The following is a 13,271-nucleotide window of genomic DNA, read 5'->3' on the forward strand; positions in this document are numbered from 1 at the left end:
TCAAGGAGCGACATGAGCCCCGCCCTCCCAGCTGTCTCGCCGGTGCCCAGCTCGCGCAGGGTCGGGCCACGATGGATGACCGTGTTCACCCTCGCCTGGCTGGCGATTTGGACGGTGCAGCTCACGCCCGTACAGCTTCTGCTGCCACTCCAGCTCGACACTGCAGAGGATGACTGGATCAGCGGCGTCATCTCTTCGGGCTTCGTGCTCGGCATCGGCGGTCTCGCCGGCATCGTCGCCGGGCCGTTGGCCGGGGCCCTGTCAGACCGAGCGCGTGTCGGGGGCCGGCGCCGGCGCCCCTGGGCGATCGGGGGCGTGCTCGTCACCGCGGTGTTCCTCGTCGTCACCGGCTTCAGCGAGGGCCCCTGGGCCGTCGGAGCCGCGTGGGTCGGAGTGTCGATCGGAGTCTCGGTGTCGTCGGCGGCCTTCACCGCGCTGATCGCCGATCAGCTCCCCACGACGCAACGGGGCGCGGCGGCTGCTGCCGTCGGATCGAGCCAGGCGGTGGGGATCGTCCTGGGGGTCGGCCTCGTGGTGCTCCTCGGGCTGGGCATCCGCGACGGCTATCTTCTGCTCGCCGCGGTGATCGCCGTGGTGGGCACGGCCGCAGCGCTGCTCCTTCCCGACCCACATGCCGTCGTCGACACGCTGCCGGGCAAGAGCGATCGTCGTCTGCTGGCATCGCTGCGCGATCGGGACTTCGCGTGGATGCTGTCGGGCCGCCTCGTGACCAACATCGGCAACGCGCTGGGCACCGCGCTGTTCCTCTTCTTCCTGCTCCACGGGCTGCACAAGGAGACGACGGTCGCGCAGGACAATCTGCTGCTCCTGATCGTGGTCTACACGCTGTTCGTGGTGCTCGCCTCGGTGGTCACCGGCGTGCTGTCCGACCGCACCGGCAACAGACGCACCCTCACCATCCTGGCCACGTTCGTGCAGGCGGCCTCGGGCGTCGTGATCGCAGTCGTCCCGACGTTCGAGGCGACGATGGTCGCGGCGGCGCTCATGGGGCTCGGCTACGGCGCGTTCTCCACCGTCGGACTCGCCTTCGCCGCCGATCTGCTGCCCGACGAGAAGGATCACGCCCGTGATCTCGGCATCGTCTACGTCACCGCCGCGCTCGGTCAGCTGATCGGCCCCGTGCTCGGCGCTGGACTCGTGGCGCTTGTCGGCGGGTTCTGGCTCGTGTTCAGCGTCGCCGCGGTGCTGTCACTCGTCGGCGGCGGGCTCACCGCTCTCGCGAGGCAGCCTGCGCGGGATCCGCTGCCGCAGCCGAAGCCCCGGCCTCGATGGTCGCGACGGCCAGACGCAGCACCGCGTTGAAGATCTTCGGGCGCATCGCGGTGACGAGATGCGTGGTGCGAGGCACGACGATGAGCTCGGCGTGCAGCGCGAGCCGTCGGAAGAGGGCTTCGTTGACCCGCAACTGATCCCATTGCCCGTTCACGAACCACAGCGGCACCTCGATACGAGAGACGGCCGTCGCGAGGTCGAGGGTGGCGAGGTTCCGCAGGGCCGTGTCCTGGGTGTCCAGGGCGTAGCCGCCCGCTGCGAAGTCTCCGCGCGTCTCGATAGGGATCGTCGCCGCGAGGAACCTTCGGGTGAGCCACATCCCGCGGTCCGGCAGCCGATCGACCGCGCGGGCGAAGACCCGGTAGGCGGCGAGCCCGGCACCCTGGGGGAGTGAGGTGCAGGATGCCGCGACGAGACCCGACACCTGCGGCTTCTCGGCGCCGCCTACGTAGGCGAGCGAGAGCAGGCCACCCATCGAGTGTCCGACGAGCAGCACGGGCCCTCGCGTGGCGGCGTCGCGCACGGCGACGTCGATCGTGTGGAGAGCTTCATGCAGGGTGAAGTCCTCGTTCATCCGTGTGCCGTGCCCGGGAAGATCGACAGCGACCGCGGGGATGCCCTGTTCGCCGAGGAATTCCAGCTGCGAACGCCACATCGTCGCAGACGTGCGGATGCCGTGCACGAAGACGATCTGAACGCTCACGCCTTCAGCATAGAGAGAAAAGCGGGGCCGGTGGATGAACCACCGACCCCGCCGCTAAGCCCTGACGAGTCAGGCTCCGAATGGATTACTTCTCGTATCCCACGTTCTCCACCGGCGTGATGCCGAAGAGGTCGAGACCCACGTAGGGCTCGGGCGTGAGGTTGGCGAGACCCTCCTTGACGGTCCAGATCTCCGGGCCGTTGAGGACCGGGATGACGCCCCAGGTCTTCGCGAAGATCTCGGACTCCATCTCCATGGCCTTCTTGGTCTGCTCGACCGGGTCGGAGATCGTCTCGAGCTCATCGTGGATCATCTTGTCGATCTCCTCGGTGCCGGTTCCCGACAGGTTCAGGCCGCTGTCCGAGCAGTACAGCTGGCAGAACCAGGCAGCACCGAACGGGTCGGACGACGTGAAGTTGAGGAAGAAGATGTCACCGTTCTGCGTGGTGTAGTCCTCTGCGAAGTCCGCCGACGGGCGCTGGTCGATGACGACCTCGACGCCGACCTCCTTCAGCTGAGCCTGCACGGCGAGCGTGCGCGCACGAGCGGTCTCGGTGTCGGAGTGGTTCGGGAAGACGAGCGACAGGCGCTCACCGTCCTTCTCGCGGATGCCGTCGGCACCGGCGACCCAGCCGGCCTCATCGAGGAGCTTGTTGGCACCCTCGGTGTCGCCGTCCTTGCGGCCGGCCTCTTCCAGCGCGTTGATGTAGTTCGGCTGGAACGAGAACAGCGTGAGCGAGCCGGCAGGCTCCTCCGTGTAGTTCAGACCGTTGAAGACGATGTCCTTGACCTGCTCGATGCTGATCGCCTCGAACACGGCCTTGCGGACCTCGAGGTCAGCCAGCACGGGGTTGGTCGAGTTCAGCGTGAAGATCGCGTTCGCGGTGGCCTGACCCTTGTAGGTCTTGACACCTTCGAGGCCCTCGACCTGTGCGAGCAGCTCGGCGCTGCCGGTCTCGGCCATGTCGACCTCGCCGTTGCGCAGGGCGTTGACCGCTGCGGTCGGCTCCATCTGGATGAAGGAGACCTTGTCGAGCAGCGGAGCGTTGCCCCACCACTTCTCGTTCGGGACGAGCGTGACGACGCCACCGGTCTTGTCGAAGTTCTCGACTGTGTAGGGGCCTGCGCCCCACTCCGGGTGCCAGTCGCCGAGGAAGGCGGTGTTGAAGAGCTCAGGCGTGTTGACCGCCGGGTGCAGCAGCTGCGAGTAGACCATCTCGGGCCAGGCGAACTCGCCCTTGAAGGTCACGATGACGTCGCGGTCGTTCTCGCCGGCCTCGACGGACTCGATCTCCTTCCAGCCGTCGGTCGCGTTCGGCTGGTATTCCTCGTTCTCGCCGTTCTGGGCTTCCCAGGTGGCCTTGAACGCGGTGACGTCGATGGGCGTGCCGTCGTTCCAGACCGCCTTCTCGTTGACCTTGAAGTGCAGGACGGTCTTGCCGTCTTCGACACCGAAGGAGTAGTCGTCGAGGTACGCGTCGTTCTTCTTGACGGTGCCGTCGGGATCCATGAGCAGGATCTGCGGGCGGAACCACGTGCCGACCTGAGTGACGCGAGCGTCGCCGTCGCTGTGGAAGTAGTTCAGCTGCTCGGCGATGTTCGAGATCGGGATGCGAAGTTCGCCACCCTCTGCGAGGTTCTCGCGGGGCTGCGGGTTGTAGTCCGCGCCTTCGACCGTCTGAGCTTCGCCTTCGCCGCTGTTGCCGCCGCCGTTACCTGCCGGTGCACACCCGCTCATGACGAGTGCGAAGGCGGCGCCGAGAGCAGCGATGCCCATCAGCTTCTGATGCCGTTTCATGGTACTCCTTAGTGCCTGTCGGCCTTACTTGGGATAGGGGCAGACTAACCCCGCAACTCGCGGGCGAAACCCCAGGGACACGGAACCGTTACCGGACTGTGCACATCGACGTAGAGGTCAGCTGGCAGCGATCGCCTCGGCGTCGAAGCCCTCGACCGGAAGGATGATCCGCTCGCGCGTGCGCTCGATGTCGGGGTCGGGAATCGGGATCGCCGACAGCAGCGCCTTCGTGTACGGATGCTGCGGGTCGTCGAACACCTGATCGACGTCACCGTGCTCGACGAACGAGCCCTTGTACATCACGGCGACCCGGTCTGCGATGTGCCGCACGACCGCGAGGTCGTGCGCGACGAACAGGTACGACAGGCCGAGCTTGGCCTTCAGCTCGTCGAGCAGGTTGATCACGCCGGCCTGGATCGAGACATCGAGCGCCGAGACGGGCTCGTCGAGCACGACGATCTTGGGGTTCGTCGACAGTGCTCGTGCGATGCCGATGCGCTGACGCTGACCGCCCGAGAACGCCTGAGGGAATCGGTCGCTGTGCGCGGGGTCGAGACCGACGAGACCCATGAGCTCTTCGACGCGGTCGAACACGTCGTCCTTGCTCATGCCGATCGCGAACATCGGCTCGGCGATGATGTCCCAGACCGTCATGCGAGGGTCGAGTGCGCCCATCGGATCCTGGAAAACGATCTGCAGGTCGCGACGGAGCTTGCGCTCCTCCGCTCGGTTCTTGATGTCGGAGACACTCGTGCCGCCGATCCGGATGTCGCCGTCCTCCTGCTCGACCAGGTCCATGATCTGCAGCAGCGTCGTGGTTTTGCCGCTGCCGGACTCGCCGACGATCGCGAGGGTCTCGCCCTGGCGGATGTCGAAGCTGATGCCCTTGACGGCGTGCACCTCGCCGACCTTGCGCTTGAAGAAGGCGCCCTTCATGAGCGGGAAGGTCTTGTTGAGATTGACCGCCTCCAGCGTGATCGGTCGCTCTTCGCGCGGCACCTTGGTGAGACTGCTCTCGGGTATCTCCGGGATCGGGAAGACGGGGAGTCCGCCGATCCGTCCGTCGTCGTCGATGTCGTTCGCGCGGATGCACGCGACGGAGTGGTCGGAGTGACCCTCCGTCGAGATCGGCAGCAGATCCGGCTCGCGCTCACGGCACGCGTCGATCGCGATCGGACAGCGCGCCGCGAACGGGCACGCGTCGGGCAGGTTGATCAGCAGAGGAGGGTTGCCCTTGATCGGAATCAGCGGCACCTTCTCGGTCTTGTCGACGCGGGGGATGGCCCCGAGCAGGCCGATCGAATACGGCATCCGGGTGCGGTAGAAGAGCTCCCGCACAGGTGCCTGCTCGACGGGCTTGCCGGCGTACATCACGAGCACGTCGTCGGCGGTCTTCGCGACCACACCCATGTCGTGCGTGATGATCATCATCGCGGCGCCGGTCTCCTGCTGCGCCTTCTCCATGAGCTCGAGGATCTGCGCCTGGATGGTGACGTCCAGCGCGGTGGTCGGCTCGTCGGCGATGATCAGCTTCGGGTTGTTCGCCATCGCGATCGCGATCACGACGCGCTGACGCATGCCGCCGGAGAACTCGTGCGGGAACGACTTCATGCGGCGCTCCGGCTCTGGGATCCCGACGAGCTTGAGCAGCTCGACCGAGCGGTCCCAGGCATCCTTCTTCGACAACCGTCGGTGCACCGTCAGAGCCTCGATCAGCTGGTCGCCGATCGTGAAGACGGGGGTGAGCGAGGTCAACGGGTCCTGGAAGACCATGGCCATGCCGTTGCCACGGATCACCGAGAGCTGCTTGTCGGACTTGCCGAGCAGCTCCTGGCCGTCGTAGACGATCGACCCGGTGACCTTGGCGTTCTCGTCGAGGAGGCCCATGATCGCGAGCGAGGTGACCGATTTGCCAGAGCCGGACTCGCCGACGATGCCGAGCGTCTTGCCGGCTTCGAGATCGAAAGAGACGCCGCGAACGGCATCGACTCGACCGGCCTCGGACGCGAAGCTGACTTTGAGGTCACGGACGGAAAGAACAGTATTCATGCGCGACCTCCGGCCGCCGAGGTGGGATCGAGGGCGTCGCGCAGGCCGTCGGCGATGAGTGCCATCGAGACGGTGAGCAGCGTCAGCGCCGCCGCGGGGAAGTAGAAGAGCCACGGGGCGCTCACCAGGGTGCTGGCGCCGTAGCCGATCAGAGCACCGAGTGAGACGTCTGGCAGCTTCACACCGAAGCCGAGGAACGAGAGACCCGTCTCGGTGATCACTGCGGTGACGACGCCGAGGGTGAAGTTGATCACGAGCAGCGAGCCGATGTTCGGCAGCATGTGGCGAAGGACGATCCGCATGCCCGAGAGCCCCGCGTATCGAGCGGCGTGCACGTACTCCCTCTCACGGATCGAGAGAGAAAGGGTCCAGATGATGCGCGCCGGGAAGAACCAGCCGACGATGAAGATCATCACGAGCGAGATGATCAGCCAGTTGCCGCCGGCGTCGTTCGAGATCATCGCGAGGATCAGGAAGTTCGGCACCACCATCATGAAGTGGATGATCGCGAGCATGATGCGCTCATAGCGGCCACCGAAGTACGCGGCGGTCGTGCCGACGATCGCGGAGATCGCCGTCGTGCCGACGGCGACGAGCACGGCGATCATCATGGAGCGCTGCAGGCCCACCGCCACCTGGGCGAAGTTGTCGTTGCCCGAGCCGTTCGTCCCGAACCAGTGGTCGGCCGAGGGGCCCTGACGCAGAGCGAGGAAGTCGAGCTCGGTGTACGAATAGGGGGCGATCAGTGGACCGACGATCGCGAAGATCACCAGCAGCAGGAGCACGACGATGCCGATAAGCGCGCCCTTGTTGCGCAGGAACCGACGCGTGTACAGCGTCAGCATCGAAGTCCGCTTGCGGTTCTTCGGCTTGTCTGCGATCTCGGGGGAGACCCCGATGCTTTCCAGAGCCATCAGCTCACCCGCACTCTCGGATCGAGGACGACCACGGCGATGTCGGCGAGGATCGCTCCGATCGCCGTCATCAGGGCGCCGAATGCCGCGACCGCGACCACGCCGTGGATGTCGTTGTTGTTCAACGTCTGGATGAAGTAGCGACCCATGCCGTTCCAGTTGAAGATCGTCTCGGTCAGCACCGCTCCGGTGAACACCGCGGGGATCGTGAACGCGACCTGGGTGGTCACCGGGATCAGCGAGGTGCGCAGCGCGTGCTTGCGGATCGCCTGCTGCTTGGTCAGGCCCTTCGCCCGCGCCGTGCGCACGTAGTCGGCCTTGATGTTGTCGAGCAGCAGCGAGCGCTGCAGGAAGTGAATAGCGGCGTAGCCCGTCAGGACGAGCGCCAACGTGGGCAGCGTCAGATGCTGGAGCACATCTATCAGCACGGGGAAGAAGCCCTCCACCCCCTGACTGGATGACCCGGTCACGTAGAAGACGGTCGTGCCGACCGCGTTGTTGAAGTTGATCGCGAGGAGCACCAGCGCGAAGCCCGCGACGACGATCGGGATATTCATCGTGATGATGCTCGTGCCCTGACCGATTCGATCGGCGAGCTTGTACTGCCGCGACGCGGTGTACACACCGAGGGCGATGCCCAGAATCGTCGTGATGATCGTCGCCCCGAGAACCAGCTCGGCGCTCACCCACACCCGGTAGGCGACCTGCTCGTTCACGGATTCGCCGGTCGGGCCGAGGCCCCAATCCCAGCGGAAGAGAATGCCGGAGAACCAGGTCCACCACCGCTCGATCAGGGGAACCGACTCGCTGAGGTTGCGCGGGCGCAGGAGCGCGTCGATCTGATCGGCGGAAAGAGGAGGACGCCGCCCGACGTAGTTGTTCTCCGGGTCGAGGTACAGCCACGCGAGAAAGTAGGTGATGTTCGTCGCGATGACGATCATCAGCACCCATCCCAGCAGGCGGCGCAACAGATACTTGATCAAGGTGATGATTCTTTCTCTTTTACAGGCGCGCGCGGGTTCTGCCGACGCAACGCTGAGCCGGGAAGACAGTCAATCACCATCATCCGATCTGCGCGACACGACACCTGCACTTGGTCTGTGACGGAGTCTTACCGCTCACGGGATCCGGTGTCACGGATGGCTCCCGGGCAACCTCGGCAGAATATCACCGGATCGGACGAAGCAGGCATTAGTCACGCCTCACCGTAGAATCGTCAGGACATGTCACCACGCGCTCTCACTCCGCTTCAGCCTGCCGCGACGCCTTCGGCGCAGATCCGCAATTTCTGCATCATCGCGCACATCGACCACGGCAAGTCGACCCTCGCCGACCGCATGCTCCAGATCACCGGCGTGGTCTCAGATCGAGACATGCGCGCCCAGTACCTCGACCGCATGGACATCGAGCGCGAGCGCGGCATCACCATCAAGAGCCAGGCTGTTCGCATGCCGTGGGAGATAGACGGAGAGACCTTCGCGCTCAACATGATCGACACGCCGGGGCACGTCGACTTCACGTACGAGGTGTCACGTTCTCTCGCCGCGTGCGAGGGAGCGATCCTGCTCGTCGACGCTGCTCAGGGCATCGAGGCCCAGACGCTCGCGAACCTCTATCTGGCACTCGAGAACGATCTGCACATCATCCCGGTGCTCAACAAGATCGATCTGCCGGCAGCTGACCCCGACAAGTACGCCAAGGAACTGGCATCTCTGATCGGCGGCAAGCCCGAAGACGTCCTGCGCGTCTCGGGCAAGACCGGCGTGGGTGTCGTGGAGCTGCTCGATCGCCTGGTCAAGGAGATCCCCGCTCCCGTCGGCGACGCTGATGCGCCCGCCCGAGCCATGATCTTCGACTCCGTCTACGACTCCTACCGCGGTGTCGTCACCTACGTTCGCATGATCGACGGCAGCCTGTCGCCCCGCGAGCGCATCCAGATGATGTCCACGGGCGCGACCCACGAGGCGCTCGAAGTCGGCGTGTCGAGCCCCGAGCCCGTGCCCTCGAAGGGACTGGGCGTCGGCGAGGTCGGCTACCTCATCACCGGCGTGAAGGATGTCCGTCTGTCGAAGGTCGGCGACACGGTGACGACGGCCCGCAAGCCCTCGACCAAGCCGCTTCCGGGGTACACGGATCCGAAGCCCATGGTCTTCTCGGGCATCTATCCGATCGACGGCAGCGACTATGCCGACCTTCGCGAGGCACTCGACAAGCTGAAGCTCTCCGACGCCTCGCTCCAGTACGAACCGGAGACCTCGGTCGCCCTCGGATTCGGGTTCCGCTGCGGATTCCTCGGACTCCTGCACCTCGAGATCATCACCGAGCGTCTCGAACGCGAGTTCGGGCTCGACCTCATCACCACCGCGCCGAGCGTGATCTACGAGGTCCTCACCAGCGACACGGGTGAGACGGTGACGGTGACCAACCCGAGCGAGTACCCCGACGGCCGCATCGGCTCGGTGTCGGAGCCGATGGTCAAGACAGCGATCCTCCTGCCGAAGGACTACGTGGGCACGGTCATGGAACTCTGCCAGTCCCGCCGAGGGACGCTGCTGGGCATGGAGTACTTCTCCGAGGAGCGCGTCGAGCTGCGCTACACGATGCCGCTCGGCGAGATCGTCTTCGATTTCTTCGATCAGCTCAAGTCCAAGACGCAGGGCTATGCATCGCTCGACTACGAGCCCGCCGGACAGCAGGAAGCGGACCTCGTGAAGGTCGACATCCTGCTGCAGGGTGACAAGGTCGATGCGTTCAGCTCGATCGTGCACCGCGACAAGGCCTACGCCTATGGGACGCTGATGACGGAGCGTCTGCGCAAGCTGATCCCTCGTCAGAACTTCGAGGTGCCGATCCAGGCCGCCATCGGTGCCAGGATCATCGCCCGCGAGACGATCAGGGCGCTGCGCAAGGACGTGCTCGCCAAGTGCTACGGCGGTGACATCAGCCGCAAGCGCAAGCTCCTCGAGAAGCAGAAAGAGGGCAAGAAGCGCATGAAGATGGTCGGTCGGGTCGAGGTGCCGCAGGAGGCGTTCATCGCCGCGCTCTCCGGCGACGTCGAGGGCAAGGACAAGAAGTAGAAGCCCACGCGCCGGGCATCTTTCGGCGCGTGAGGGCGATCGTCCAGGGAACGGGAAGTAGGCTGGAAATCATGCGGCGCGGGACTTTCCGAGACGACACGGTTGACTATGCGGCCGTGGGTGCGACCCACGCGCCCGATCTGATGCAGTACCCGCCGGAGCGCAGCATCCCGGCAGAGAACTCCTGGCGGATCGGCAGCGGTCTCGAGCGCTTCCAGTCTGCGGGCGAGGCACTGCTCACCTGGACGGCGCAGCGCGCCTCGGGGCTCAGCATCGAGGACGTGCGGCCTGCTCAGGGTCCTGCCTACGCGGGTGTGAGCTTCGATGTCGAGGGCACGCCGATCGCCCCGAGCAAGAACGACGTCGAGCAGCGCTTCGATGCAGAGGGCACCCCGTTCGCGGGCCCGGGGATGACCCTGCGCCTGCACGGCCGGGTCGCCGGCATGCGAGCGGATGCCGAGCTGCGGGTGATCTCGGTGACCGAGGAGAAGCGCCGGATCGGCTTCGTGCTCGGCACCGTCGGTGGGTCCGTCGTGCGCGGCGAGGAGTCCTTCGACATCGACTGGCGCGAGGACAACGACGAGGTCTGGTTCTCCGTGCGAGCGTTCGACGCGCCGAACTCCCTGCTCTACCGCGTCATCCCGCCTCTCGTGAAGCGCCGCCGCCGTGAGCTGTTCGCGCGCTATCTGCGGGCGATCTCGCCGCTGTACGCGACTCCGGTCTGATGGCCGCACCACTCTGATGGCCGGTCCGCTTCCCCTCGGCGATCCGGCACCGGCCGACGGCCGTCTTCCCTCCGATCTGTCGATCGATCCCGCCGTGCCTTTCTCCGCGTATCTTCACGTCCCGTTCTGCCGAGTGCGCTGCGGCTATTGCGACTTCAACACCTATACGTCGGGAGAGCTTCGCGGCGCGAAGCAGGAGGACTACGCCTCGACGCTGATCACCGAGATCGACCTCGCCAGGCGAGTGCTCGCGGATGCCGGCGCGCTGCGCCCGATGGACACGGTGTTCTTCGGCGGCGGCACGCCCACACTGCTGTCGGCGGGCGACCTCGCCCGGATGCTCGACGCCGCGACAGACGCGTTCGGGCTGGTCGACGGCGCAGAGGTCTCGGTGGAGGCCAACCCCGATACGGTGACGCCCGAGGTGGTTCGAACCCTTGCGGATGCAGGGGTCACGCGCCTGTCGATCGGCATGCAGTCGGCCGTTCCCCATGTGCTCGCGGCCCTCGATCGCACGCATCGCCCGGAGAACGTGACGACCGCTGTCGCTGCGGCGAAGGATGCGGGTCTCGCAGTCAGCGTCGACCTGATCTACGGAGCCCCGGGGGAGTCGCTGGCCGATTGGGAAGCATCGATCGATGCGGCTCTGGCGCTCGACTCGGACCACATCTCGGCCTATGCGCTGATCATCGAAGACGGCACGAAGCTCGCCCGCCAGATCCGCCGCGGCGAGGTGCCGAGCCCGGACGACGATCTGCAGGCCGACATGTACGAGCTCGCCGATGCGCGTCTCGCGGCGGCGGGCTTCGACTGGTACGAGATCAGCAACTGGTCGCGCAGCGTCGAGCAGCGCTCGCGACACAACCTCGCTTACTGGCGCGGGAGCGACTGGTGGGGTTTCGGTCCCGGCGCGCACAGCCATGTGGCCGGCCTGCGCTGGTGGAACGTCAAGCATCCGGCCGCCTATGCTCAGCGGCTCGCCGCCGACGAGTCGCCGGCCGCCGGCACCGAGCGTCCGGATGCGGAGTCGGCGACCCTCGAGCGGGTGCTGCTGCTCAGCCGCATCCGTGAGGGGATCGCGGTCGCCGATCTCCAGGCAGACAAGCGCACCAGGGTCGCGGGCCTGATCGCAGACGGACTGGTCGACCCCGTCGCTGCAGTGCGCGGACGAGTCCAGCTCACCCTGCGCGGTCGGCTGCTCGCCGACGCCGTGGTGCGCGAACTCACCGACTGAGACGGGCTCGCTACGGAAGCAGCTCGAGCGCTTCCGTCCGACGCTGCGGCACCGTGGCGCTGACGGTGTCGAACAGACGCGTGTTCCGCTCCGTGCCGAAGACCGGCCATCCGGGGTCGCCGGTCTTGATAAAGGAGATCCACGCGGAGTGCATCTCGTCGGCGAGTTCCTGCGGCGCATCGGCGCCCGCGAGACGCTGTGCCTCGGGGTCGCCGAGACGATCGAAGACGAAGCCCAGTTCGAGGGCGTGTGCGGCGCGCAGATCTCGCACCGGACTCCGCCACGCGAACTCGTAGACGAAGGTCGGCGCCGTGCGCGCCTTCGCGAGTTTCGTCAGCGGCCCTCGCAGCATGATGTCGGTCGCGAGCTGGCCGAAGATCTCGCCCGTGGTCACGCCGGGGAAGGCCGACCGGTAGGCGGCAACCGCTCGGCGGGGGATCCGCAGAGCGAGTCGACCGAGTAGCAGTCTCATCTCGCTGATCCCGGCGAGGGCGGCGGGCGGGAACCAGAGACGGTACTCGTCGGTGTTGCTCCCGATCAGGAGCGGAACATCGGTGCTGGCGAGGACCTCGTGCGGCGAGCGGGGCAGCGACGCGGCTTCCACCGCGAACTGGAACCCGGGGGCTCCGCCGAGGGGAGACGAGCCTGCGGCCTGCTGGCGCCGGGCCTCCAGCAGCTGCTCGGGGGAGACCATGGCGAAACCGGCTCGATCGGCTGCGACCCCGAGCCGCTTGGCGAGCTGGGTGGTCACGCGGCCGGCCTTCTTCGCCGTCTGCGCTTCTAAGGGCCCGGACTCGATGATGGCCCGCGTGATCTGCGCTCGGGACGAATCGTTCGCGAGGAGCCCCGCGACGATCGCACCGCCCGCGGATTCGCCCATGACCGTGATCTGCCCGGGGTCTCCGCCGAACGAGGCGATCTCGCTATGCACCCAGGCGAGGCCCGCCGCGGCATCCTGCAATCCGATGTTCCGGGGAGCTCCCTCGAGAACGGAGAATCCTTCGGAGCCCAGACGGTAGTTGATCGAGGCGAAGACGACCCCGGCGCGTGCGAAGCCGACGCCGTCGTACAGCGGGATCGCCGCGGTGCCTCGTTCGAGCGCACCACCGTGGATCCAGAGGACGACCGGGGCGCGGTCCGCGCTCGGCGGAGCCCAGATGTTGATCGAGAGGATGTCGTCGCCGGGAATCTCGACAGAGCCCAGCAGCTCGCCGATGGCACCGGGGTACGGAAGCTGGGGTGCAGTCGGTCCGAATGCCGTGGCATCTCGGATGCCGTCCCACGCGGGAGCCGGCTGGGGCTCACGGAAGCGGTTCGGCCCGAAAGGCGCCGCCGCATACGGGATGCCGAGGAAGCGGCGAACGCCGTCGACCACCTCGCCGCGCACGATTCCGGCTGACACGGCGACCTGTGAGGCGACACTCATGGCCTCATCGTATGGCGATCAGCACGTGGTCGGTGTGGGCGGGTAGAATTGG

Annotated in this window: 10 protein-coding genes; 4 read left to right on the plus strand and 6 right to left on the minus strand. The window is 66.4% G+C overall.

From position 1 onward, the window contains the following. Positions 1-12 precede the first annotated feature (12 nt). Complete coding sequence (locus RQG82_RS12195) at positions 13-1,323, plus strand: MFS transporter (protein ID WP_311259337.1); 1,311 nt, start codon at positions 13-15, stop codon at positions 1,321-1,323. On the opposite strand, the gene RQG82_RS12200 is transcribed toward RQG82_RS12195, so the two are convergent. From RQG82_RS12200 to RQG82_RS12220, 5 genes are all read right to left on the minus strand, one after another. Then, positions 1,229-1,996: an alpha/beta hydrolase gene (locus RQG82_RS12200; protein ID WP_311259338.1), complete on the minus strand. Its 768-nt coding sequence runs from the start codon at positions 1,994-1,996 to the stop codon at positions 1,229-1,231. The two genes, RQG82_RS12195 and RQG82_RS12200, sit on opposite strands and share 95 nt — an antisense overlap. Before the next feature lie 85 nt (positions 1,997-2,081). Continuing rightward, positions 2,082-3,794, minus strand: a complete 1,713-nt coding sequence (locus RQG82_RS12205) for an ABC transporter family substrate-binding protein (protein ID WP_311259339.1) — start codon at positions 3,792-3,794, stop codon at positions 2,082-2,084. 117 nt (positions 3,795-3,911) lie between these two features. Continuing rightward, entirely contained in the window at positions 3,912-5,843 is a 1,932-nt protein-coding gene (locus tag RQG82_RS12210) for an ABC transporter ATP-binding protein (RefSeq protein ID WP_311259340.1), read from the minus strand. Then, positions 5,840-6,757 (minus strand): ABC transporter permease, encoded by a 918-nt coding sequence (locus RQG82_RS12215; RefSeq protein ID WP_311259341.1) that lies wholly within the window; start codon positions 6,755-6,757, stop codon positions 5,840-5,842. The genes RQG82_RS12210 and RQG82_RS12215 overlap by 4 nt, the downstream gene beginning before the upstream one ends. Further along, positions 6,757-7,740 (minus strand): ABC transporter permease, encoded by a 984-nt coding sequence (locus tag RQG82_RS12220; RefSeq protein WP_311259342.1) that lies wholly within the window; start codon positions 7,738-7,740, stop codon positions 6,757-6,759. The genes RQG82_RS12215 and RQG82_RS12220 overlap by 1 nt, the downstream gene beginning before the upstream one ends. A 240-nt stretch (positions 7,741-7,980) precedes the next feature. Here RQG82_RS12220 and lepA point away from each other — a divergent pair, with 240 nt between their 5' ends. From lepA to hemW, 3 genes are all read left to right on the plus strand, one after another. Beyond that, positions 7,981-9,834 (plus strand): translation elongation factor 4, encoded by a 1,854-nt coding sequence (gene lepA, locus RQG82_RS12225; protein WP_311259343.1) that lies wholly within the window; start codon positions 7,981-7,983, stop codon positions 9,832-9,834. A gap of 71 nt (positions 9,835-9,905) precedes the next feature. Next, a complete protein-coding gene (locus RQG82_RS12230) occupies positions 9,906-10,559 on the plus strand; it encodes a DUF1990 family protein (protein WP_311259344.1) in 654 nt (217 codons plus the stop codon). A gap of 16 nt (positions 10,560-10,575) precedes the next feature. Next, positions 10,576-11,793 (plus strand): radical SAM family heme chaperone HemW, encoded by a 1,218-nt coding sequence (hemW, locus tag RQG82_RS12235; protein WP_311259345.1) that lies wholly within the window; start codon positions 10,576-10,578, stop codon positions 11,791-11,793. A 10-nt stretch (positions 11,794-11,803) separates the two neighbouring features. On the opposite strand, the gene RQG82_RS12240 is transcribed toward hemW, so the two are convergent. Further along, positions 11,804-13,219 (minus strand): carboxylesterase family protein, encoded by a 1,416-nt coding sequence (locus RQG82_RS12240; protein ID WP_311259346.1) that lies wholly within the window; start codon positions 13,217-13,219, stop codon positions 11,804-11,806. Between the last annotated feature and the right edge of the window lie 52 nt (positions 13,220-13,271).

Source organism: Microbacterium sp. WCS2018Hpa-9 (assembly GCF_031843745.1).
In the GTDB taxonomy this organism is placed as follows: Bacteria; Actinomycetota; Actinomycetes; order Actinomycetales; family Microbacteriaceae; genus Microbacterium.

Excerpts from the sequence above, each read along its gene's own strand:
- RQG82_RS12195 (WP_311259337.1), top strand. The coding sequence starts at position 13 with ATGAGCCCCGCCCTCCCAGCTGTCTCGCCGGTGCCCAGCTCGCGCAGG.
- RQG82_RS12205 (WP_311259339.1), bottom strand. The coding sequence starts at position 3,794 with ATGAAACGGCATCAGAAGCTGATGGGCATCGCTGCTCTCGGCGCCGCC.
- RQG82_RS12210 (WP_311259340.1), bottom strand. The coding sequence starts at position 5,843 with ATGAATACTGTTCTTTCCGTCCGTGACCTCAAAGTCAGCTTCGCGTCC.
- RQG82_RS12215 (WP_311259341.1), bottom strand. The coding sequence starts at position 6,757 with ATGGCTCTGGAAAGCATCGGGGTCTCCCCCGAGATCGCAGACAAGCCG.
- lepA (WP_311259343.1), top strand. The coding sequence starts at position 7,981 with ATGTCACCACGCGCTCTCACTCCGCTTCAGCCTGCCGCGACGCCTTCG.
- RQG82_RS12230 (WP_311259344.1), top strand. The coding sequence starts at position 9,906 with ATGCGGCGCGGGACTTTCCGAGACGACACGGTTGACTATGCGGCCGTG.
- hemW (WP_311259345.1), top strand. The coding sequence starts at position 10,576 with ATGGCCGGTCCGCTTCCCCTCGGCGATCCGGCACCGGCCGACGGCCGT.
- RQG82_RS12240 (WP_311259346.1), bottom strand. The coding sequence starts at position 13,219 with ATGAGTGTCGCCTCACAGGTCGCCGTGTCAGCCGGAATCGTGCGCGGC.